The 20,314-nt window shown below is 62.8% G+C and carries 23 protein-coding genes and 1 tRNA gene; 7 read left to right on the top strand and 17 right to left on the bottom strand.

What is annotated here, in order from left to right; translation table 11 throughout:
• Positions 1 to 32 precede the first annotated feature (32 nt).
• Positions 33 to 509 carry a hydrogenase maturation protease gene (locus DIC75_RS10745; protein ID WP_250988033.1) on the bottom strand — a complete coding sequence of 159 codons (477 nt, stop codon included), beginning with the start codon at positions 507 to 509 and terminating at the stop codon, positions 33 to 35.
• A 92-nt stretch (positions 510 to 601) separates the two neighbouring features.
• Between DIC75_RS10745 and DIC75_RS10740 the strand changes: the two genes are divergently transcribed.
• Complete coding sequence (locus DIC75_RS10740; protein WP_250988325.1) at positions 602 to 1,396, top strand: ATP-grasp domain-containing protein; 795 nt, start codon at positions 602 to 604, stop codon at positions 1,394 to 1,396.
• Between the two features lie 51 nt (positions 1,397 to 1,447).
• Here the strand turns inward: DIC75_RS10740 and DIC75_RS10735 are convergent, their stop codons facing one another.
• The 11 genes from DIC75_RS10735 to msrB all read right to left on the bottom strand — a co-directional run bounded on the left by DIC75_RS10735 (position 1,448) and on the right by msrB (position 9,419).
• On the bottom strand, positions 1,448 to 1,732 hold the full coding sequence (locus DIC75_RS10735; protein WP_048112360.1) for a UPF0058 family protein: 285 nt from the start codon (positions 1,730 to 1,732) through the stop codon (positions 1,448 to 1,450).
• 63 nt (positions 1,733 to 1,795) lie between these two features.
• Complete coding sequence (dnaG, locus tag DIC75_RS10730; RefSeq protein WP_250988032.1) at positions 1,796 to 3,022, bottom strand: DNA primase DnaG; 1,227 nt, start codon at positions 3,020 to 3,022, stop codon at positions 1,796 to 1,798.
• Positions 3,023 to 3,278: 256 nt separating this feature from the next.
• Positions 3,279 to 3,596, bottom strand: a complete 318-nt coding sequence (locus tag DIC75_RS10725; protein ID WP_250988031.1) for a DUF167 domain-containing protein — start codon at positions 3,594 to 3,596, stop codon at positions 3,279 to 3,281.
• A 195-nt stretch (positions 3,597 to 3,791) separates the two neighbouring features.
• On the bottom strand, positions 3,792 to 5,054 hold the full coding sequence (gene pyrC, locus DIC75_RS10720) for a dihydroorotase (RefSeq protein WP_250988324.1): 1,263 nt from the start codon (positions 5,052 to 5,054) through the stop codon (positions 3,792 to 3,794).
• Complete coding sequence (locus tag DIC75_RS10715) at positions 5,051 to 5,965, bottom strand: DUF2156 domain-containing protein (RefSeq protein ID WP_250988030.1); 915 nt, start codon at positions 5,963 to 5,965, stop codon at positions 5,051 to 5,053. The genes pyrC and DIC75_RS10715 overlap by 4 nt, the downstream gene beginning before the upstream one ends.
• Before the next feature lie 3 nt (positions 5,966 to 5,968).
• Positions 5,969 to 6,400 carry a GNAT family N-acetyltransferase gene (locus DIC75_RS10710; protein ID WP_250988029.1) on the bottom strand — a complete coding sequence of 144 codons (432 nt, stop codon included), beginning with the start codon at positions 6,398 to 6,400 and terminating at the stop codon, positions 5,969 to 5,971.
• 87 nt (positions 6,401 to 6,487) lie between these two features.
• Complete coding sequence (gene hypE / locus DIC75_RS10705; protein ID WP_250988028.1) at positions 6,488 to 7,483, bottom strand: hydrogenase expression/formation protein HypE; 996 nt, start codon at positions 7,481 to 7,483, stop codon at positions 6,488 to 6,490.
• Positions 7,480 to 7,821, bottom strand: a complete 342-nt coding sequence (locus DIC75_RS10700) for a hydrogenase maturation nickel metallochaperone HypA/HybF (RefSeq protein WP_250988027.1) — start codon at positions 7,819 to 7,821, stop codon at positions 7,480 to 7,482. The genes hypE and DIC75_RS10700 overlap by 4 nt, the downstream gene beginning before the upstream one ends.
• The gene (locus DIC75_RS10695; protein ID WP_250988026.1) at positions 7,821 to 8,048 is read right to left on the bottom strand and encodes a HypC/HybG/HupF family hydrogenase formation chaperone; all 228 of its coding nucleotides are present in this window, start codon (positions 8,046 to 8,048) and stop codon (positions 7,821 to 7,823) included. Before DIC75_RS10695 ends, DIC75_RS10700 begins: the two co-directional genes overlap by 1 nt.
• A gap of 228 nt (positions 8,049 to 8,276) precedes the next feature.
• Positions 8,277 to 8,900, bottom strand: coding sequence for a class I SAM-dependent methyltransferase (locus DIC75_RS10690; protein ID WP_250988025.1), 624 nt, complete (start codon positions 8,898 to 8,900; stop codon positions 8,277 to 8,279).
• 30 nt (positions 8,901 to 8,930) lie between these two features.
• Positions 8,931 to 9,419: a peptide-methionine (R)-S-oxide reductase MsrB gene (gene msrB / locus DIC75_RS10685; protein WP_250988024.1), complete on the bottom strand. Its 489-nt coding sequence runs from the start codon at positions 9,417 to 9,419 to the stop codon at positions 8,931 to 8,933.
• A 170-nt stretch (positions 9,420 to 9,589) separates the two neighbouring features.
• Between msrB and DIC75_RS10680 the strand changes: the two genes are divergently transcribed.
• Together DIC75_RS10680 and DIC75_RS10675 are read left to right on the top strand one after the other, a co-directional pair.
• On the top strand, positions 9,590 to 10,048 hold the full coding sequence (locus DIC75_RS10680) for an FxLYD domain-containing protein (RefSeq protein ID WP_250988023.1): 459 nt from the start codon (positions 9,590 to 9,592) through the stop codon (positions 10,046 to 10,048).
• Between the two features lie 58 nt (positions 10,049 to 10,106).
• Complete coding sequence (locus DIC75_RS10675) at positions 10,107 to 10,775, top strand: flavodoxin family protein (RefSeq protein ID WP_250988022.1); 669 nt, start codon at positions 10,107 to 10,109, stop codon at positions 10,773 to 10,775.
• On the opposite strand, the gene DIC75_RS10670 is transcribed toward DIC75_RS10675, so the two are convergent.
• Complete coding sequence (locus DIC75_RS10670) at positions 10,772 to 14,242, bottom strand: HEAT repeat domain-containing protein (RefSeq protein WP_250988021.1); 3,471 nt, start codon at positions 14,240 to 14,242, stop codon at positions 10,772 to 10,774. The genes DIC75_RS10675 and DIC75_RS10670 overlap by 4 nt on opposite strands.
• A gap of 217 nt (positions 14,243 to 14,459) precedes the next feature.
• Between DIC75_RS10670 and DIC75_RS10665 the strand changes: the two genes are divergently transcribed.
• Positions 14,460 to 15,512, top strand: coding sequence for an RNA-binding protein (locus tag DIC75_RS10665; protein ID WP_250988020.1), 1,053 nt, complete (start codon positions 14,460 to 14,462; stop codon positions 15,510 to 15,512).
• A gap of 8 nt (positions 15,513 to 15,520) precedes the next feature.
• On the opposite strand, the gene DIC75_RS10660 is transcribed toward DIC75_RS10665, so the two are convergent.
• The 4 genes from DIC75_RS10660 to DIC75_RS10645 all read right to left on the bottom strand — a co-directional run bounded on the left by DIC75_RS10660 (position 15,521) and on the right by DIC75_RS10645 (position 18,646).
• Complete coding sequence (locus tag DIC75_RS10660) at positions 15,521 to 16,678, bottom strand: glycosyltransferase family 4 protein (RefSeq protein ID WP_250988019.1); 1,158 nt, start codon at positions 16,676 to 16,678, stop codon at positions 15,521 to 15,523.
• 271 nt (positions 16,679 to 16,949) lie between these two features.
• Positions 16,950 to 17,444, bottom strand: coding sequence for a Mut7-C RNAse domain-containing protein (locus DIC75_RS10655; RefSeq protein ID WP_250988018.1), 495 nt, complete (start codon positions 17,442 to 17,444; stop codon positions 16,950 to 16,952).
• Positions 17,425 to 18,438 carry an AmmeMemoRadiSam system radical SAM enzyme gene (amrS, locus tag DIC75_RS10650; RefSeq protein WP_250988017.1) on the bottom strand — a complete coding sequence of 338 codons (1,014 nt, stop codon included), beginning with the start codon at positions 18,436 to 18,438 and terminating at the stop codon, positions 17,425 to 17,427. Before amrS ends, DIC75_RS10655 begins: the two co-directional genes overlap by 20 nt.
• A 52-nt stretch (positions 18,439 to 18,490) precedes the next feature.
• Positions 18,491 to 18,646, bottom strand: a complete 156-nt coding sequence (locus DIC75_RS10645) for a ZPR1-type zinc finger protein (protein ID WP_250988016.1) — start codon at positions 18,644 to 18,646, stop codon at positions 18,491 to 18,493.
• Positions 18,647 to 18,687: 41 nt separating this feature from the next.
• On the opposite strand from DIC75_RS10645, the gene pyrH reads away from it, so the two are divergent.
• The 3 genes from pyrH to nth all read left to right on the top strand — a co-directional run bounded on the left by pyrH (position 18,688) and on the right by nth (position 20,197).
• Positions 18,688 to 19,392: a UMP kinase gene (gene pyrH / locus DIC75_RS10640; RefSeq protein ID WP_250988015.1), complete on the top strand. Its 705-nt coding sequence runs from the start codon at positions 18,688 to 18,690 to the stop codon at positions 19,390 to 19,392.
• 55 nt (positions 19,393 to 19,447) lie between these two features.
• Positions 19,448 to 19,522, top strand: a tRNA-Pro gene (locus DIC75_RS10635).
• Positions 19,523 to 19,528: 6 nt separating this feature from the next.
• The gene (gene nth / locus DIC75_RS10630; protein WP_250988014.1) at positions 19,529 to 20,197 is read left to right on the top strand and encodes an endonuclease III; all 669 of its coding nucleotides are present in this window, start codon (positions 19,529 to 19,531) and stop codon (positions 20,195 to 20,197) included.
• Positions 20,198 to 20,314: the final 117 nt, after the last annotated feature.

Here is a 20,314-nt window from a genome sequence, read left to right as displayed (position 1 = left end):
TACGCAGATTGGGGTGCTCTAACTACGCACCATTAAAAAATATCTCCTGATCCCCCGATCCACTCCTGCAGGATCTTCTGGATCTCCTGCCCGGCAACCCGGATCCCTTCTTCGACCGCCGGGTCTATCTCCCGGCTGAAAGCCTGGATCTCGCCCACTTCAATCCCGACGGTCACAATCTCTGCAGCGTACCCGAGTTCGCGGGCTATCGTTACCACCTCGCCAATCCCGACATCGTGGAGGGCATATGCCGGAAGGTCCCAGGATGGCGGTGCTTCAAACGTGAGGACGTCGCCGATACGGTCGCCGATACCCACCATGGCATCGACGATCACCACCTTCTCATACCCTTCCATCAGCGGGATCAGGCCAAAGCCCCCGGTGCCGCCGTCGATCGCATCGACGCCGGCGAATCTCCCTTTAAAGAGCCGCATCACCAGAATCCCCGCCCCGTCGTTTCCCATGAGGGGGTTCCCGCACCCGATGATACAGACCCGGTTCTTCTGCATGATGCTTCCCTATCGATTATATCCGGCAAGGTACAAAATGGTACTGAAAATCTTTTGACAGTGGTTAGTCCCGGGAGCGGGACGTGAGGCGCATGATCCATATCGTACCAAAACCGACCGATACGCCGGACGACAACTCGACCGGCGCAGTTATGCGGGAGCTGGAGAGAGCCGATGCCCGATACGGGGTCCTCGACCTCGGTGCAATCGATCCCCTCGATTCCGGGCTTGAGAACGAACTCGTATGGGTCTGCGGAATCCGGCAGGACGGGCATCAGTTCGAGACCTTAAACGTGCTCTCGCTCCGGAACCGGGTGATCAACACACCCGCGAGCATCGTTGCCTGTGCATCCAAGGTGATGACGTCCGCTCTCCTCCTGCACAATGGAGTACGGACGCCGGAGACGGCCTACATGCGTTCGGAGGAGCAGGCGCGGGATTTTCTCCTGCGGCACGGGAAGGTCGTCTATAAGCCGCTCTACGGGTATGACGGAAACGGTATCCGGCTCGTGACGGAGCCGGACGATCTCGGGCCGGGACCCTGGTACCTGCAGGAGTACGTGCAAAACGACCGGGACTTTCGTGTCTTCGTCCTCGGCGGAGAGGCCGTCGGCGCGATAGCCCGGGTATCCGATACTCTGATGCACAACATCCACCAGGGCGGGATCGGGATGGCGGTTCCGATCGACGAGGAGATGCGCGCCATTGCCGAGGCGTCGGCGTCGGCGCTCGAGATCGACTACTGCGGCGTCGATCTCCTCCGGGACCGGGAAGGCTACACGGTCCTTGAGGTGAACGGAACACCGAACTGGCACTGCATGGCGGCACCTATCCCGAAGTTGCTCGCTCTATACCTCATCGAGAGCGAGCGCGAGATGCGTGCCTGAGGAGAGGATTGGAGGGCATCCGGCCCCCGATACCGTATTAACGAACGTTCGTCACTGGAGATACTCGATCTCTTTTAAGGTCTTCTCTGCAAGTTCCTTCATCCGGGCGGAGATCCGACCCGATGATGAGAACTCCACATCTTTCATGGCGTTCGCAAGTTCCGTTCCGAGCACGAATATTGCGTATTTATGTTCCATTTTGCTTTTATGCACCTGAGAAGGGTCTATCTTCAACGCATAATACTGCGAAAATTTCAACTCCGGGTTCTGCAACTCAAAAAAGTCTTTAATCTCAGTGAGAATCCCATGTAAGGCTATTAACTCTTCCTTGTGCATATTCTCTCCCAGAGATAAAAATAGTGAATATAAATATATATAAATTTGCACCCGGGATAACCATCAACCTATCTTTATAAGCCTGATCGACATGGGGCGTTTGATGATCCCTTTAAAGTCCCGGGCAGCTACGAACTCGAGGTCCCTTCCCCCGATCTGATCGAGAAGTTTCTGGTCGATGATGCGATCGACGACAAGCCCTTCAACATCGCCGTTCAGGTTCTGGAGCGCGCCCTCGACGTCGGTAGCGTTCGATTCCAGGAGGACGGTATAGTCCGGGGAGAGGAACCGCGCAATCTTTTTGTCCCGGACGTCGGCCATGTGCTCGCCGAGCGTCGAGGGCGGCTTTGGGCTCTCCTCCCTCCCGTATCTCTGCTGTTGTGAAGGCCGTTCGTCTTCACCGGCAGGAACCCGCACATCGGCGGAGCCGGCGTATGCAGGCAACCGTTCCCCTCCTTCCTCGTCGGAGACCGGGGCGGTGATCACCTCCGCGGGCACTTTGTTCCGGAGCGCCTTGACGATCTCCTTGCGGCTCATCTCCTCGACGCTCTTTCCCCGCGGGCTGTATGCCACGAAGTCGATCTCGGCGACCTGCAGGAGTTCGCGGAGGATCAGTTCCCCGCCCCGGTCTCCGTCGAGCAGGGTCGTCGCGGTCTTCTGCGAGCAGAGGTCGATGATGATACGCGGGACGTTGGTTCCCTCGACCGCAACCGCGTTCTTGATCCCGTAGCGCAGCAGGTTGATGACGTCGGCCCGCCCCTCGACGATGATGATGGCGTCGGAGGCCATGACGTTCGGGCCCGCATGCACCCTCTCTTCGCCGAGGTACTCGAGTTTTTCTATCCTGATGACTTCCCTGACCTCGTCGAGCAGGTCGTCGCTGTTGATGGCGCCCTCATCGAAGTCCTCGAGGAGAAGTTCTTTCGCGCGTTCAACAATCCTGCGCCGCTTGGTGACGCGGATATCCTCGATGCGGTCGACCTTCACGTGGGCCGTGCACGGTCCGACCCGGTCGATCGTCTCGAGCGACGATGCAAGGAGCGCGGTCTCCGCCCGGTCGAGCGAGGATGAGATGAGTATCTCGCCTTTTGTCTCTCCTCGCTTCGTGGTGATCTGAACGTCGATCCTGCCGACGCGGCCGGTTCGCTGTAAATCGCGCAGGTCGAGGTCTTCGCCGAGCAAACCCTCGGTCTGGCCGAAGATAGCGCCCACCACGTCGGGCTTATCGACCACCCCCTCTATCTGCAGAGTAAGATGAATGAGGTACTTTGTAGTTTCTGGTGAGTACATGGAGTGTTGCCTCCTTCAATGTAAATCTGATCGCCGTATGCCACGCGGGTATCTATGCGCGCGGGCATAGGGGTCAATTATATATCTAGGGTGCAATTACTTAAAGCAGATGGCGACTTAAACGTAAGATTTTTTAAAAGGGAAATCCAAAAACCGAGCCGCATCAGGGCTGTATTTGAATATATCTCACGGTATAGTTCTCTCGTGATAAAAACCGTTTCGTTCCGGTAATCCTGCTTCTTTCGTCCGCACGGGATCAGGTGTCGGCAGCGTTCAGGCGTGCGACGACGCAGGCTTTCGATAACCCGGCGATCGCCACGGTCTTCGAGGAAGACGTGTGCCCGGCGACGATGCTCACGTCGGCGCGGGGTATGCGAAACGTCTCCGCGAGGAGGTCGACGATGGCGCGATTCGCCTTCCCGCCGACGGCAGGGGCTGCCACCTGGCATCGAATACTCTTCCGCCATTCGTTGTAACCGGCCGGAAACGAGGGCCGCTTTGCACCTGCCGTAACATCAAGCGCTATCATCACCCCGTGTGCGGCTTCGACGACGGCATCGGCATAGGGTTCCATAAGAAAAGACCTCGTAAAGGGATGTCGCCCGGCACTAACGATCGATGCTCACAGGCGGCTGATGCCGTTCCTCACCCGATCGTACCCATATGCCAGGCGTGCCTGTCGCGCACCTGGGTTGTCCCGCGGATCATGTCCAGGCGTCTCGCCAGATGATCACCCGGGGACCTAAAGATGCGCTTTATCGGCCCTGTATTATTTATTTTTCGGGGATAAATATCCTTGCCCGGGATACCACGCCGGGTGCGCCTCCAGGTAATCGCCGCAGGCGTAGGCCCGCGCCCCCCCGACGATCACCACTTCCGGGAAGACTGCATCGAGCCCCTCGAACGGCGACCAGCCGCACTTTGCGTGAAGACTTGAGGCGTCGATGCGGGTGATTTCGTCCGGGTAGAGGGCGAAGTCCGCCCGGTCGCCCGGCTCGAACCCTGTGCGCGGAATGCCGAGGATGGCGGCAGGCCTCCACGACGTCTTCTCGATCACCGAGGCGAGGGTGATCCGCTTTTTCCTGACTGCCGCCATCAGGAGCGGCACCATCGTCTCGACCCCGGGGATGCCGGAGGGAGCGATCTCGAACGGCACGGCCTTCTCTGGAACCGTATGCGGGGCGTGGTCCGAGGCGACGACGTCGATCGTATCCCAGCAGGACCACAGATCGCGCCGGGTCCCTTCGTCACGGAGGGGGGGATTCACCCGGGCCCTGGTGTCGTCCAGATCGAACATCCCGTGCGAGAGGAAGAGGTGGTGCGGCGTCGCCTCCACCGTGCCGCGGGCGGCCCCGACCGAGGCGGCGGTGCTGAGGTGGCAGAAGTGGAGCCTTATTCCGGCCGGGGCGAGGGCTGATACCGCCTGGACGGCTCGCGCCTCCCCCACACCGGATCGTGCACTGTCGTGTTCGGCGAGGGTTGCCGGCGCCGGACCGATGACCTCCTCGGCGTGCACCGTGGCAAGCCCCCCGAGGGCATGGATGCGGGCAAAGAGTTCCTTGAGGGTCTCCGCATCGAGTCCCTCGCCGTAGCTCGACGGTGCTGCGAAGGTCTCCCCGAACGCCATCGCGCCGGCATCCCGCATCCCGGCAAGATCGGCATCCGGGAGAACGCCTGCGTTCACCGCAAACCCGCATATTGCCTGCTCCTCCGCCTCGCGGACACGGGCCCGGAGGAGTCCGGGCGTGGTGATGGGGGGGACGGTGTTCGGCTGGTCGACGACCACCGTCACCCCGCCGGCGACCGCGCTCATGGTGCCCGTCCGCCAGTCCTCCTTCTCTGCCTGCACGCCTCCCCGCATGTGGACGTGCATATCGACTGCTCCCGGAAGACAGGTGAGCCTGCTGCAGTCGATCGTCTCATCGGCACGCACCGGTGCCCCGACGTGCCGGACGATACCCCCGGCGACGACGATGTCGGCGCGCCGTCCTGTGGGAAGCATCACGTTCCGGAGCACGAGATCGGCGGTCACCTGCAGCACGCCTCCAGGTCGTCCCGGGTCGCGTAGTACACCTCGACCATGTACGCTGGGTGGTAACGCGTCTTCGATTCGCGGAGACCGGGCACGCCCATGTCGCACTCCCGGTTGACGTAGCGGTAGCGGTCCCGGAGCCCCGCCGCCGTCTCGGTCGTGATCACCTTGTAGATGCTCGGGTAGGTCTCGGGGAGCGCTTTTTCGAAGTGGACGACTGCCATATCCGCGTTGACCCGCCCGACAATCGATATCGCACCTATCGTGCCGCCGATCCTGATTATCCACCCCTCAAGCCCGATAGCGAAGAAATGGTTCACGGCGAAGAGTATGGCTTCTTTTTCGGCCGCGAGGATGGGTTCGGAGTCGCAGTCCCGCCACTCGCACCAGACGACCAGGAACTCCCAGACCTCGTCGATGTTGTCTTCCGTGATCTCCTCGACCGTATACGCATACTCCCGCCCAAACCGGTTAACCTGGCGTCGGATGGTGGCATAGCCCTTCCCGGCAAGGTCGGCGAGGGCTTCGGTCCGGTAGATGTAGTCGAAGAAGTCCTGGTTTTCGTGCAGGGGAAGGGCCGGGTAGAGCTCACGGATCAACGCTTCATTCACCGGGTCGAGGACCCACAGTGGTTTGTCGCCGCCCTCCCTCGTTGCGAGATCGATGACGTCCCCGATCAGGTCCGGGTTTGTAGGGCCGATAGGGGGCCGAAACGACGTTACGCCGTTGATGGTGCTTGAGAGGACGATGGAGCCGTCCACTTCCGCAAAGCGGTAGTCCGCATAGTGGTTCCAGCAGACCATATTTGCAAACGTATTGTCGCTGTGCACCTGGGGGAACTGCCGGTAGTGCTCTGAGAAGAGGTCTCGATCGTCCAGACTCACGGGTTTGAAGTCGGCAAATCTCAGCATGTCTCACCAATCTTTCGGATACCACCGCATGGGTATGTGCCCCTCCATTCTCCGGAACCCAAGCGCAGTATAGAACGCCTCGGTCCCGGGTTCGGCGACAAGGGCGACCCAGGCGACACCTGCAGAATTACAGTAATCCAGCAGCGCTGATAAGATCATCGTTCCGACGCCCCGGCCCCGGTATTCTGGACGGACGACCAGGTCCTGGATGTAGGCGTCCGAGACCCCGTCCGAGATCACCCTGCCCATGCCGACCGCTTTGCCGGTCGCAGGGTCGATGGCGACGGCAAACGCGAAACTTCCGGCGATGAGGGCGCCGAGGCTGGCAGGGTTCCATTTCTCGTTCCACCAGCCCCCCGCCCGGTAGAGGTCGGCGATCGTCTCTACGTCCCAGACATCCACCAGGCGCACCTCGACACCTGCTTCCTCTGCCATCGTAGACTGCCTCTCCATAAGACTGCTCACGGTGTTATCGTATATGACAGGCACGGGTCGCCCGGGGCGGCGTAAAAAGTTGTGTCGCTAGCAGACACGCGGGACCGGGTCGCCGATCGGCGGCTCGATGAACCGTTCTCCGCCGATTGCGGTCCGCATAATCACGTGGGAGCCTTCGACGACTTCACCGACGATCGCCGCGTCCCGCCCGTAGGGATGGTTCCGGAGCGCAGCGAGAACGGCCTCGGCATCGCCCGGTGCGACGCCCATGATGACTTTGCCCTCGTTCGCCACCTCGAGGGGGTCGAGGCCGAGCATGCCGGCGGCGCTCCGGACGCTCGGCCGGAAGGGGAGGGCCTCTTCCTTGATGACGACCCCGACACCGCTCTTTCGCGCCATCTCGTTGATGGCGTTTGCAAACCCGCCTCTCGTCGGGTCTTTCATGGCGTGGATATCGCCGGCGGCGAGCGCCCGCTCGACGAGCGGCCAGAGGGGGGCGACGTCGGACTTGATCTGGCCGCCGAAGTCGAACCCCTCGCGGTGAGCCATGATGGCGATGCCATGGTCGCCGATGGTGCCGCTGACGATGATTTTGTCCCCGATCTTCAGGCCGTTGTCACGAACCACCCGCTCGGCGACGCCGATGCCGGCGGTGTTGACGACGATGGTGTCAAGCGCGCTCCGCTCGAGGACTTTGGTGTCTCCCGTGACGAGGTTTGCCCCGCATTCGCCGAGGGCGGCGTCCATCGATGCGACGATCCGCTCGAGGTCGGCGACTTCGAAGCCTTCGGGGATGACCATGCCGCACGAGAGGGCGATCGGCCGCCCACCCATCATCGCGAGGTCGTTGATGGTCCCGCAGACGGCGATACGCCCGATATCCCCGCCGGGGAAGAAGATCGGCGACACGACGTGATTGTCGGTCGTGAATACGATGTTCTGGCCGTTCAAGGGGATGACCGCGCCGTCGTCCAGCGACTCGAGCCCTATCCCGCCGGCGTTGTTGTGTTCGAGGTTGGTGATGACGCGCAGAAGCTCGCCCATCACCTCGCCGCCGGCACCGTGCATGAGGTTGACTTTCATTCTTCGTCCACTTCTATCTCGATGTTTGTGACTACGATCTCCATTCCTGCGACGATTTGCGGGAGTTTCCCGCACTGCGGACAGACGAACCGCTCGTCCCCCTCGTAGCCGCAGGAGCAGCGGGTGCGCGTCTCGATGTCCCGGCACGAGAGCCGGGCGTTCGAAAAGAGCGGGTCGTCCTCGATGATGATGTTGAAGAGGAACTCCACCTGCTCGGGGTTCACCATCGCCATCTTACCGACGTCAATGGAGACGCATTTGATCTCTTTTGCGTTGTTTTCGAGCGCGGCGCGGCGTGCGGTCGTGTAGATGTCATACGCGATGCTGTACTCGTGCATCACTCCTCCATCGCCGCGGCGTGAACCTGCCTGAAGATCTCGCGGGTTTCGAGCCCTTCCTCTCTGCTGAGGCGCTGGATGGCGAATCCGACATGGACGAGCACGAACTCCCCGACTTTCACGTCCACGAGGTCGAGCCTGACCTCCTGCTGCAGGTCTCCGAAGTCGACGACGCCGATGTTGCCCTCTTTTATCTCGAGTACCTCAGCGGGCATTGCAATACACATGACTTCTCTTCCTCTCCTGTTGTTTTGTCCGGTTGTCAAAAAAGGTTGACCATACTGCACGAAGGACCCGGGAACAGCCGCCTCAGCCGGCGTGAACCCACGGGTTTCCGTATCCTGGTACTATAACTCGGTCTGGATGCGTAAAAAAGGTATGTTCGTCCCCGGTTCCGGTTCCCGTAGGGCCCGGAGGGCGGGGACAGCGGGGTGCGCAAAACCTGTTTCCCGCCACTAGACCGTCTTATGAAAAGTTGCCTCCACCTCGGCCCGGGGGAGGTCCCTGCCCCGGACCCGCATCTGCCACCGGTGCGTCCGGACCGAGACCGGGACGAGCGGTGCGAAGAGCTCCGCCGCCTCGGCTTCGGTGAAGTAGTGGGTGGTGATGCCGTCGCCCCTCCGGAAGGTCTGCGGCTCCGTCTCCTCCCCCTTCCCGGCGCGCATGTCCTCAACGGAGAAACCCCGGAAGAAAGCCGACCCTCCGGGCCTGAGCACCCGGCAGACCTCGGATGCCGCGGCCTGCCGGCCCGGTCCGGGCAGGTGGCCGATGATGTGGACCAGGAAGACCGCATCGAACGTTCCTCGGGAAAACGGCAGGCACCGGATATCGGCCACGGTGAGAGAGGCCGCCGCCGTCCCCGGGTGCCGCCGGGCGAGCGCGACGGCATGGGGAGATATGTCGGCCGCGGTCACATTCCAGGGCCGCCTGATGAGGGCTGCGAGGGTTTTGCCGTTCCCGCAGCCGAGTTCCAGGACGGCGGCGCCAGGGGGAAGGTCCGGGAGCGGCGCCGGCGCTCCTCCCCAGAGGTCGCCCCGCCTCCGGTAGTCCTCGTCCCAGGGGGATGCATGGGCAGTCACTGATCAGAGGTCGGTGCCGCCAGAGGATAATTATTCGTGCCGACCGGGCAGGTCTTTTTGCCGCACGAACCGGAGCGACGCCGAGTTCATGCAGTAACGCCTGTGGGTCGGCGGCGGCCCGTCGTCAAAGACGTGGCCCAGGTGGGCGTCGCACCGCCTGCAGAGCACCTCGGTCCGGCTCATGAAGAACCGGGTGTCGAGATCCGTCCTGATGTTTAAGTCCGATACGGGCTTTGTGAAACTCGGCCAGCCGGTGCCCGACTCAAACTTCGTCTTCGAGGAGAAGAGGTGGTTGCCGCAGCAGACGCAGACATACAGGCCGTCCTCCTTACAGTCCCAGTACTTCCCGGTGAAGGCCGGCTCCGTGCCCTCATGCCGGGCAACGGAGAACTGCTCCGGCGTCAGCTGGCGCCGCCACTCCTCGTCGGATTTGACGACCCTTCGAACCTCTTCCACCTCTCCTGTTACGGCGTTGCAGACCTTCACGGTCCCGATGGTTTCTACGGCATCCCTGCTCACCAGTACTCCTCCCGGCTGGCCTCTTATCCGGAGGGCATATAAATCGTTCCCCCGGCCTCTGCCCGGGTGGCGGGCCGGCAGTCGGGGACATGCCGTACCCTGCTCCGGCACCGCCTCCGGCCCGGGTACACTTTCGGATCTGTTATATATCTTCCGGTCGATGAACCAGCATGCAGGATGTCTCTCTGGGAAAGAGCCTTGTGATTCTTCTCCTCCTCGGCTGCCTCATCGGCTCTGTTGCCACGGCAGGCTGCACGGGGACCTCCGGGGCGCCGGCGACTCCGACGCCGGAGATGACGTCGCCCCCTCACACTACCTACTCGCCCGCTGGGCCGCAGCCGTCGTTCACGACCACCGTTACCGTACCGGAGAAGCATTTGCGCACCGACGGTTCCTGTTACTGGATTGTGACGGGGACGGTGACCAACAGCGGTGATGCGCCAGCGAGAAACGCCGTCATCCGATTCATGCTCATCGATGACGAAAGCAATATGATTCGGGCGACCGAGACCATTCTCGCCCCCCGGTTCCAGGTGGGTGAGACGAAGATATTTACCATCAATCCGTTCCCCGGGGACTGCGGCCGGGAGTACCGCGCCGAGATCGCCGTCACGCACGACATCCCGTAAGGTTTACGGGCGAGCGTATTCGGGAACGGACTCAACGATCGTTACGAGGAGGGATAGTATGAAGATACTTGGGATCAACGGAAGTCCCCGCGCCTCAAGGAGCCAGACGCTCCGGCTTGTTCAAGCCGTCCTTGACGGGGCAGAGAGTGTCGGGGCCGAAGTGGAGCTCGTGGATCTCTGCAAGCTCCAGATCGAGTACTGCAACGGATGCCTGATCTGCTGCGAGCGGGGCGAGTGTGTCAAGAAAGACGACTTTGCCGAATTGTACCGGAAGATGCTCGCAAGCGACGGGATCGTCCTCGGGTCGCCCAACTACATCGACTCCGTCACCGCCCAGACAAAGACCATGTTCGACCGTATGGCGGACACCATCCACTGCCAGATGTTCATCGGGAAGTACGGGTGCGCCGTCGCGACGGCGGGCGGGTCCGGGGCGGATGAGGTCGTGGCCTACCTGAATAGGGTCCTCCAGACCCTGGGCGCGAACACCGTGGGTGGTGTCGGCGTGGTCCTCGGGGGAGACCCGGAGACGATCGTGCCTGCGGAAGGGAGGGCCTACGAACTCGGCCGGAAACTTGCAAAGGCCATTGAGAAGAAAGAGACCTACCCGGAGCAGGAAAAACTTCACGCCGCGATGCTCGAGCGGATGCGGGCCCTGGTCACGGCGAACAAGGACCGCTGGCATCACGAGTACGATTACTGGGAAGCAGCCGGGCGGATGCCCTAGGGCTTCCCCGTCCCCTTTGCGCGGATCTCATCGATGATCCGCTGCAGCCCCTCTCGAGCCTCCGGCCGCACCTCTCCGGCTGCCAGGTTGAGTTCGGGGACCACTGCATTGCCCATATCAACCAGGGCCCGTTCGGCCCGCTTTCTGACCACGAGCGCGTCGTCCTGGAGTGCCAGGATGAGGGGGGCGACGGCCTCCCCCCCTCCTATCCGGGAGATCGCCCTGACGGCATTTGCCCGCACCTCAATCGACGGGTTGGAGAGCGCCCCTGCAAGTACCGGCAGCGCATCGGCGCCGACCTGTTCCACCTCGGCCCACCTGTTCAGGGCCATGAGGTAGAGCGTCAGTTCCTCGCCGCTCTCCGGCTTCCAGCCCACTGCTTCCAGCGCTTCGGCGACCCCCGCCCTGAGCCTCTCGCCCCCGGAACGGAGCGCGCCGACCAGGTGGCCCCGCGCCGTGCCTCCGGGGTCCTTCAGGGCCTCGAGTGCAGCATGCCGGACCCGGTCGTCCACGTCGCTGAGCGCCAGAATCAACAGCTCGATGGCACGAAGATCACCGATGTAGCCGAGCGACCGGGCGGCGGCAACCTTGACCGCTTCGTCCCTGTCCCGCAGTGCCAGGGCCAGCGGCTCTATCGCCTGCCCGCTCCCCATGTAGCCCAGCGCCTCCGCCACGGCTGCCCGGACCCCGCTTTCGGGTTCCCGACGAAGAGATTCGCTAAGGGCTTGGATAGCCCGCTTATCTCCGATATTGCCCAGGTTCCGGGCAGCAACGAGCCGGACAAACCGATCGGTGTCGTTTAAGGCATCCATGAGCGGTAAGACTGCCGTCTCCCGCATCTCGCCGAGGACTCCGGCGGCGGCCAGCTGTATCTCCTTGTCCTCGTTCTTGAGCGCCATGAGCAGTCCTTCGGCGGCAGGCTGCCCCATCCCGATAAGCCGGGTGGCTGCAGACGCCTGCACCTCCACCGAACTGTCCTTGAGCGCAGCGATGAGCGTATCGATCTCTTCCCGGCCGGACTGCTCGAAGGCTCTCCGCCCCTCCTCTCTGGCCGGACTCTTCTTCGTGGCGACTTCTTTCTCTTCCCGGGCCTTGTTGCCGAAGGTGCTCTGCCATACACCCGCCGCGCGCCGCCTCATGAGCGCGGCAGCTGCCTTTTCCCGGACCTCCCGGTCCTCGTCGCGCAGGGCGTATGCCAGTGCCTCGTCCGCCTTTCCCGGCTCAATCCCTCCGAGCGCATCTATCGCTGCAAGGCGCCCTTCTTTTCCTCCCTCCCGCAGCACCGTCGAGAGCGGTTCGACTGCGTGGTTCCCGAATCTCCCGAGAGTCCGGGCCGCAACCACGCCGACCTCCCTGGCAGGGTCCTCGAGGTGCCTGATGAGAAGCGGTATCGACCGGGGGTTCCCGACGAGCCCGATTGCTCTCGCCGCCGTCAACCGGACCACCGGTACCGGGTCGTCCAGTGCCGCTTCCAGCGGCTCAAGGGCATCGGGCCCGGACGCCGCAACCGCCGCGGCTGCAACGGACCGGACCCCGGAGTACCCGTCGCCGAAGAGGCGCATGAGCGGGCCGATGGCGCGTGCATCCCCGATCCGTCCGAGCGCGGCGGCAGCGGCAGTGCGGACGTCCTGCCCGGCATCATTGGTGAGCAGGATCAGCGGATCGACACCGCTCTCATCTCTGATCTCGCCGATTGCCTCCGCAGCGGCGATACGGACCCCGTTGTGCGGGTCGGAGAGCGCCATGACGAGGAACTCGACAGCCGGACCCCCCATGCTCCGTAACGCTGCAATCGCCGCAGCCCGGATCACTTCGTCGTCACTCTGCAGGGCGTTGAGGTACCGCTCGAGCGTTCCCCTCTCCGGGGTCTTCCAGGGGGGTTCCGGTGGCCCGACGGTGGCATCCGGCTCCGGCAGGACCGCCATGTCCTGCTTTGCGGGAGCAGGTACTTCCTCTCCGGCAGGCTTCTCGTCATCGGTCGCCTGCCCGTCGTCACCGCACGGAACGATCTCATCAAGCGAAACCGGTGTCTTCGGCGTGAGCGGACTCTTTGTCCCGGTCCATGTCTCTTCGGCCTTTCCGTCTGCCTCCAGGAGTTCCTCGAGGTCGCCGGCGTCGGCAGGATGCCGGGCGGGGGGTTCCGGCACGGCGGCCTTTCCGCCGGCGACGGGTTGCACCGCCTCCGTCCGTGCCGCCGGCGGAGGTTCGCGTCGGGGAGGCTGGTTGCGCGCCCGGGCTGTCGGCCCGAAGTGGTCTTCGATCTGCTTCCGGGCGGCAAGCCCTTCCCTGAGCTCCCGGTCGTAACCCGAAGCGGCTTCCTGCACCGGTTTCGCCCGGGAAGTCTCCTCGTGACGCGACCTGATATACTCCAGCGCAATCTCCGCCTGTTCGCGGAGCCCGGGGCTCTCCGATCGTGCTGCTGCGTTCAGGGCATCGAATGCAGGCTGCCCGAGTTGCCGCAGCGCTTCGCTTGCACCGGTGCGGACCCCCGAATACTCGACCTCCAGGGCCCGGATGAGCGGAGGGATGGCCGGTCTCCCCATCCGGACAAGTTCGTTCCACTGTTCCCGTGCAATGAGGTAACCCGCTCTCTCGAGGTCGCTCTGCGGAACCCAGTCCAGCCGGTCGAGCGCCCAGGCCGCTTCCATCCGCACCGGATGGCAGGGATCGTTGAGCGCTTCGACCAGTGCGGGTTTTGCCTGATCGTGTCCCATCTCCCCCAGCGCCTCGGCGGCACGTACGCGGACGTCCGCCTGCGGGTCCTTCACCGCCCTGATGAGCGCCGGGATAGCCCGTGCGTCACGAATCTTCCCGAGCGTTCGTGCCGACTCGCTCCGTATCCGCGGCTCTTTGCTGCCAAGGGCCTTGAGGAGGACCGGGACGGCTGCCCCCTGGAGTTTCGCAAGTTCCGCCCAGTCTTCCAGGAGGAAGTAAAACCGTACCTTCTCCGTCAGGTCGTCCGGCGCCCATCCCAGTGCGGCGAGCGCGCCGGCAGCCTCTTTCCGGATCGAACGGTCTCTGTCACGGAGCGCTTCGGAGAGGGGCGGGACTGCCTTCCTGCCCATCCCCCGGAGAGCGATCACCGCAGCACACCGGATCGCCGGCTCTTCGTGGTGCAGTGCGGGCAGCAGCGCATCGAAGATCCCATCGCCTGTCCGTGCGATTGCACGGGCCATGGATGCCTGCAGGGCAGGGCTTGCCCGGCAGATCACGGCGAGGAGCAGGGGGACGGATGAAAAACCGACGGAAGCAAGGGCCTCCGTCATCCTGACCCGTGATGCGGGGCCGGCGTTCTCCAGCGCACCAAGAAGTTCCGGAACAGCGGAGACCCCGATGGCAGAGAGGTTCCGCGCTGCATCGGCGCGGCTACCGGGCTCTTCACCATCCAGGTCCCCGATCAGGCCGGGATAGTCCTTCGACTGCCAGAACCCCTCGATATTCGTCCGAAACTTATCAAAGAATGCCATGCCCCTTATCCATAGAACGCATACCCGGGGTGCTGTTTGGCCGGATCTCTACGTATTCAGATTATATTCTCTATCGGTAATCAATAAATCTTCCATTTCGTGTCCGACCGCACGCGCCGGTCGCAAACCCGATCGGTCCGCCCGGTTCGGGCCTTCTCGCGCCCCGATCCTGCCGATGCGAATCTTTATCGGTACGAGACCGGTATACGAAGACCCTATGGTTCAGCTTGATATCACCAGGCTGCCGGGCATCGTGAAGGAACTCGCGCCGGATACGGAAGAACTCGTTGCCCGGATCTACTCCTGGTATGTCGAACCCGGACACCTCGTCCTCCCCGACGCTATGCGGGAGTGGGTGCGGGAGAAGTACGGCGATATCGAGACGCAGCAGATCGTCAGGGTGACCAATAACCAGACCGGCGAGAGCACGCTGTTCAACTCTGTTCGAGCACGCCGCCCGGTGCTGACGCCCCGTGCCGAGGAGACGCGGAACCTCAAGGCGCTTGCGGAGGGGGGGCCGTTCGCAGACCCCCTCGAGGAGACGCCGGCCGACACGTTCGGGAGGATCGACGGCGACCACTGGATCACGGCAAGCAACATCGCCAAGTACGATTACCTCCATGCCGTCATCATCGCGAAAGAGAACAACCCCTACGTCACCGCAGAGCCGGAGATCGCCGATATGATCAGCGTGGCCATCCGCTGGTGCCAGGATGCGCACCGCGCAGATCCCCGGGCTGTCTACCCTTTCCTCATCTGGAACTTCCTCTGGCGTGCGGGGGCGAGCGTCGTGCACAACCATGCCCAGGTCCTGCTCACACACTGCCCGTATACCGCTCCGGCACGGATTGAGAGGACCCGGGAAGAGTACCGGTGCCGTTACGGGAGCGAATATTACGACGACCTCTTTTCGGCCCATACGGCTATCGGTCTCGGGCTCGTCTACAGAAACGCCCGGGTCATGGCGCACCTCACCCCGAGAAAAGAGCACGAAGTCGCGATCGTCACGGAGTCGCCGCACGACCTCGTCCCGGCACTCGCAAAAGTGCTCGAGTGTTACCAGAACATCGGGGTGCAGAGTTATAACGCGGCGGTGTATATGCCGCCGCTCGACGAACCGGGCTATTACGTTGCGTGGGTGGTGGACCGGGGCGACCTCCATTCACGGACCTCGGATATCGGGGGGATGGAACTCTACGCGGGAACGCCCGTCGTCTCATCCGACCCGTTCCGCCTGATGGAGCACCTCATAGCCGTCATGCTGCCGTGAGCCCTCTGTCAGCAGAGGAGCGTATCGTGCTTCGCGATCTTGGCGTACGCATCCTCCATCCGCTCTGCAACGCGGCTCCACGGGAACTCTCTCTTCACTTTTTCGAGCCCCTCCCGGCCCATGGAGAGCGCTTTTTCGGGGGAATCCGCCACCCGGGAGAGTCCTTCGCCGATCGAGTCCGGGTGCGGCTGCACCTTGACTCCGTCGGTCCCGTGCTCGATGTTCTCGGAGAGCCCCCCGACATCGGAAGCGACGACGCACCGCCCGGCGCTCCATGCCTCGAGGAGCACAAGCCCGAACGGCTCGTTTCTGCTCGGGATGGCGACGATATCGCTTGCGTTGAGGAGCTCCACGTACTCCGCATCGGCCAGTCGCCCGAGGAAACGGACGGGGAGCGACCGGGCCCGGGTCTCGAGGCCGTGGCGCATCTGCCCGTCCCCGATGAAGGCGAACTGACCGTCCGCGTGCTCCCGCAGAAGGTGGGGGGCTGCATCCACCAGCATGTCGGGGCCCTTCTGCCACGCAAGTCTCCCGACAAAGAGTATCAGCGGGGAGTCCGGGTCAAAGCCGTAGTGCCGTTTCACCGCCCCAGGATCGACGTCTGCCTGGTAGTGACCGGGCACGATGCCGTTTGCGACGACGTCGATCTTCCAGTCCGGGATGTCGTAGAGGTTCATGGCCTCCCGGCGGAGGGTCGAGGAGACCGCCGTTATGTGTTTGGCAATCGACGCGCCGTAGCGTTCAATCGCTGATATCTCGGAAAACGGCCATCCGCCGCTGAAACTGTTTCCGTTTCTCCCAAACTCCGTCGAGTGGTAGGTGAAGATGGTCTCCCGCTCCTGGAGCCGGCGGAGCACGTCGACCACATGCCAGTCGTGGAAGTGCAGGAGGTCAAACGACGGCGTATCGAACTCGGCAAACCGGTCGATCATCCCTCTGCTCATATCGGAGCAGTACCGGACGATGTTCTCTCCCCCCGCCGGCCGGCAGTAGTGGTATCGGACCCCGTTAATCTCAGCGTCTCCTCCCTCTCCCCGGGTAAAAAAGTGCACTTCATGGTGCCGTGCCAGCGTCTCGGCGAGGTTTGTCGCCGCATTCGCGAGCCCGCCGACCCGTTCGGCATACAGGGACTCCCAGCAGAAAAATGCTATTTTTAGACGTTCCATACGATTCCTCATCATAATCTGTCCGGGCCTCGCCGATTCATGCACGGGGCCCGGGCTTCGAGACTAGAACGGCTGAAATCGCGTTCTCTCGCGTCATACAGCCGGCATATTCTCCCGCAGGCGTCCCGGCTGGTAAAAAGATCAGATCGATCGGCCTGCAGTCGCCGCGCTTCATACCCCCTGAATGTTGATATACCTTTCCCGGTTCCTCAGGAAATGTCTGAAATGAAGTGTTTCCGGGCACCTGCGGGGGAATGCGGCAGGCGCCCGGTCAGGGGGAGGAGCGCATCTCGTTGAGGCGCTTCTCGAGGCGGTCGCTGTGCGAGCCCATCCAGTAGAGTTTCCTGCATGTCGGGCACCACGAGAATTCCTTCCCGCGGGCCGACCGCGGAGCGTAGCGTGCCTCGCGGATCTCCCGCACGGTGGCCGGCCGGAGGCGTGTGTTGCAGAGCGAACAGCGGCTCATCCGGATGCGGGGCTCGATGACCCCGAGGTCGGCAACCTGCCGGATCTGGGCCATGATCTCTTCGGATGCGATGTAGATCGCCTGCGCCCCGCCCCGCCGTGCGAGTTCGCGGTCCCGGGTCAGGAGGAGCCGGTCATCCCGGGTGGCGATCTCGAGGAGGAGCGTATCTTCCCGGGAGCTCCCCGGGGAGAGGCTGTTTGCACTCATCGTGTCGTAGCCCATGAACCGGAGGTAGCGGGTGAGTGTCCCGAGCATCCTGTCGGTCAGGAACCTCCGGCGTTCACCTGATCTCCGAGACATACTCGATGCGCCCGCCGCACTCCGTGCAGGTATGGTCTTTGAGCCCCGTTACCCGGACCGCGTACCCCGACCGCTCGATGACGGGGCTGCCGCAGGTCGGGCAGTAGGTGTTCTCGTAGGGGTGGTCTCCGACGTTGCCGAGATACGGGTAGTGGATCCCGAGTTCTTTTGCACGCTCGTAGATCTTCTCGAGTTTACCGATATCGGTCGGTCTCGTCTCCCGCATCTTGTAGTCGGGGTGGAACCGGGTGAAGTGCATCGGGGTGTCGGGCCCGAGGTTCTCGAGCACCCACCGGATGAGCGCCTCCATCTCTTCCATCGAGTCGTTCTGCCCTGGAATGACCAGCGTGACCGTCTCGACGTGCATCCCGAGTTCCTTTGCGAGCGCCGTCGCGTCGAGGACCGGCTGCAGCCGCCCCCCGCAGACCTTCCGGTAAAAGGTGTCGGAGAACGATTTTATATCGACACGGAAGGCGTTGAGCATTCCCGCGAGCTCGTTGAGCCCTTCCTCGGTGATGTAGCCGTTCGTGACGTAAACGGTCCCGAGATTCTTTTTGCGCGCGAGCGTCCCCATCGCAAGCGGGTACTCGTGCCAGATGGCGGGCTCGTTGTAGGTCCAGGCGATGCTTGCGGAACCCGACCCGATCGCCCGTTCCACGCCCTGCTCCGGGGTGAGGTCCCGGAGCGCCTCCATCTCCAGCGTCTGCTGGGAGATGTGCCAGTTCTGGCAGTGTTCGCAGTGGAAGTTGCACCCGATGGTCCCGAGCGAGTAGGAGAGCGTTCCGGGCAGGAAGTGGTAGAGCGGCTTCTTCTCGATGGGATCGACAGCTTCGGCGATTATTTTGCCGAAGGTGGCGGCATACAGCGTACCGCCGCGGTTGATGCGAACCCCGCAGACCCCCTGTTTCCCCTCCCGTATGGTGCACCGGTGAGCGCAGAGCGAGCAGCGGATGGTGTTGTCCTCCAGTTTCTGGTAGAGTCGCGCCTCGTGCATATGATCACCGGGTGAGGGGAACCATGATATTTATGACTGTGGTGCGGATGCGCTACCGCTCATTCCGTTTCCCGTCTTCTTCATCGTACTCGACGACCAGCGCTCCGCGATACCCGCAGCGCTTGCACCGGTAGATACAGCCGGTATAACCTCCGGTAACCGCCCAGACATCCGCGGAACCGCATACAGGGCAGTGCAGCAGCTTCACAACAGGTATATGAGTGATATTGGGGATAATACTAGGGTGAAATGAAGAAGATCGTGATATCCCTGGGCGGCTCGGTTCTGGTCCCTTCGCTTGAATCGAACAATATAAGCCGATACGTCTCTGTTCTGAAAAATATTGCCGAAAGCTGTCGTATTTTCATCGTCGTCGGCGGCGGCGGGGAGGCACGCAGGTATATCGGGGTTGCCCGCGACCTCGGTGCCGGCGAGGCGACGGCGGACGAACTCGGTATCATGGTGACGCGACTGAACGCGAGTCTTCTCATCGCCGGACTCGGGGATGCGGCCTACCCGCGCGTTGCGGAGAACTACACGGAGGCACGCGAGTTCGCACAGACCAAAAAGATCGTCGTCATGGGCGGCATCACCCCGGCGCAGACGACCGATGCGGTCTCGGCGGTCCTCGCCGAGAGCGTGGGTGCCGACCTCCTCATCAACGCCACGTCAGTCAACGGGATCTACAGCGCCGACCCGAAGAAGGATGCCGGCGCGGTGAAGCACGAGCGCCTCACGCCGCAGGAGCTCCTCGATATCATCACCGGAAGCAGGATGAATGCGGGTGCGAACATCGTGCTCGACATCGTGGCCGGGAAGGTGATCGAGCGGTCCGGGATCCCGCTTCTGGTGCTCGACGGCCGCGACCCGGAGAATCTCTACCGCGCGATCGTGGAGGGCGCCTGCACCGGCACGATCGTGAGCAAAGAATCCTCGAACCCCCTGCTGCCCTGATCCTCTCCCCCATCGGCAACTATTTTTGCCCGGCTTTCCAACGTATGGTGGTACGGGGGCAGTAGGGTAGCCTGGTCCATCCTAGAGCGTTTGGGACGCTTTGACGGCAGTTCGAATCTGCCCTGCCCCATCAGTCATGAACCGCGAGACTGCCTGCGAGGTGTACCGCCGTCTTCTTCTGCAGTATCCCGTCGTCGACGACAGGCGCCACTTCATCGACTTCTCTAACCCGTATGAAGCGCTGATCCTCACCATCCTCTCCGCGCAGACGACGGATCGCGCCGTCAACGCCGTTAGCGACACCCTCTTCTCCCGCTACCCGACGCCGGAGGCGCTCGCCCGCGCGGAGCCCGAGGAGGTGGAGCCGCTCATCAGGACCATCGGGTTCCACCACGCGAAGGCCCGCTACATCGTCGGGACGGCGAGGAAGCTCGTCGCCGACTTCGACGGCGAGGTCCCGCGGACGATGGAGGAACTGCGGTCGTTCCCCGGCGTCGGGAGGAAGACGGCAAACATCGTCCTCTCCCACGCGTTCGATATCAACGTCGGCATCGCGGTCGATACCCACGTCCGCCGGGTCTCGAAGAGGCTGGGGTTCACCGACAGCACGAACCCCGACATCATCGAGCGCGATCTGGTGGCCCTCTTCCCCGAGGAGGTTTGGCGGGACATCAACTACCTCCTGATCCGTCACGGGCGGGCCGTCTGCACGGCGCAGAACCCGAAGCACGAGGAGTGTTTCGTCGCGGACCTCTGCCGGTGCTACCGGGAGCTACAGGGCACAAAGGAGAAGGGCAGGGAGTAGGCCGGGCTATTCCGGCTCGCTGTTGCGCGGGGTGCAACAGGTTGCATGCTCGATCCGTCGCGCTCTGAACTGTTGTTCTCCGGAATCTCGCAAATCCCATCCACGGATTCTTCAGGG

It is taken from the genome of Methanoculleus oceani (genome assembly GCF_023702065.1).
GTDB classification, from domain to species: domain Archaea; phylum Halobacteriota; class Methanomicrobia; order Methanomicrobiales; family Methanoculleaceae; genus Methanoculleus; species Methanoculleus oceani.
This window is presented reverse-complemented; position numbering and strand designations above follow the sequence as displayed.

Bases quoted from the DNA above. Each gene is read 5' to 3' on its own strand.
- DIC75_RS10745 (WP_250988033.1), bottom strand. From the start codon at position 509: ATGCAGAAGAACCGGGTCTGTATCATCGGGTGCGGGAACCCCCTCATG.
- DIC75_RS10740 (WP_250988325.1), top strand. From the start codon at position 602: ATGATCCATATCGTACCAAAACCGACCGATACGCCGGACGACAACTCG.
- DIC75_RS10735 (WP_048112360.1), bottom strand. From the start codon at position 1,732: ATGCACAAGGAAGAGTTAATAGCCTTACATGGGATTCTCACTGAGATT.
- dnaG (WP_250988032.1), bottom strand. From the start codon at position 3,022: ATGTACTCACCAGAAACTACAAAGTACCTCATTCATCTTACTCTGCAG.
- DIC75_RS10725 (WP_250988031.1), bottom strand. From the start codon at position 3,596: ATGGAACCCTATGCCGATGCCGTCGTCGAAGCCGCACACGGGGTGATG.
- DIC75_RS10715 (WP_250988030.1), bottom strand. From the start codon at position 5,965: ATGCTGAGATTTGCCGACTTCAAACCCGTGAGTCTGGACGATCGAGAC.
- DIC75_RS10710 (WP_250988029.1), bottom strand. From the start codon at position 6,400: ATGGCAGAGGAAGCAGGTGTCGAGGTGCGCCTGGTGGATGTCTGGGAC.
- hypE (WP_250988028.1), bottom strand. From the start codon at position 7,483: ATGAAAGTCAACCTCATGCACGGTGCCGGCGGCGAGGTGATGGGCGAG.
- DIC75_RS10700 (WP_250988027.1), bottom strand. From the start codon at position 7,821: ATGCACGAGTACAGCATCGCGTATGACATCTACACGACCGCACGCCGC.
- DIC75_RS10695 (WP_250988026.1), bottom strand. From the start codon at position 8,048: ATGTGTATTGCAATGCCCGCTGAGGTACTCGAGATAAAAGAGGGCAAC.
- DIC75_RS10680 (WP_250988023.1), top strand. From the start codon at position 9,590: ATGCAGGATGTCTCTCTGGGAAAGAGCCTTGTGATTCTTCTCCTCCTC.
- DIC75_RS10675 (WP_250988022.1), top strand. From the start codon at position 10,107: ATGAAGATACTTGGGATCAACGGAAGTCCCCGCGCCTCAAGGAGCCAG.
- DIC75_RS10670 (WP_250988021.1), bottom strand. From the start codon at position 14,242: ATGGCATTCTTTGATAAGTTTCGGACGAATATCGAGGGGTTCTGGCAG.
- DIC75_RS10665 (WP_250988020.1), top strand. From the start codon at position 14,460: ATGGTTCAGCTTGATATCACCAGGCTGCCGGGCATCGTGAAGGAACTC.
- DIC75_RS10660 (WP_250988019.1), bottom strand. From the start codon at position 16,678: ATGGAACGTCTAAAAATAGCATTTTTCTGCTGGGAGTCCCTGTATGCC.
- DIC75_RS10655 (WP_250988018.1), bottom strand. From the start codon at position 17,444: ATGTCTCGGAGATCAGGTGAACGCCGGAGGTTCCTGACCGACAGGATG.
- amrS (WP_250988017.1), bottom strand. From the start codon at position 18,438: ATGCACGAGGCGCGACTCTACCAGAAACTGGAGGACAACACCATCCGC.
- pyrH (WP_250988015.1), top strand. From the start codon at position 18,688: ATGAAGAAGATCGTGATATCCCTGGGCGGCTCGGTTCTGGTCCCTTCG.
- nth (WP_250988014.1), top strand. From the start codon at position 19,529: ATGAACCGCGAGACTGCCTGCGAGGTGTACCGCCGTCTTCTTCTGCAG.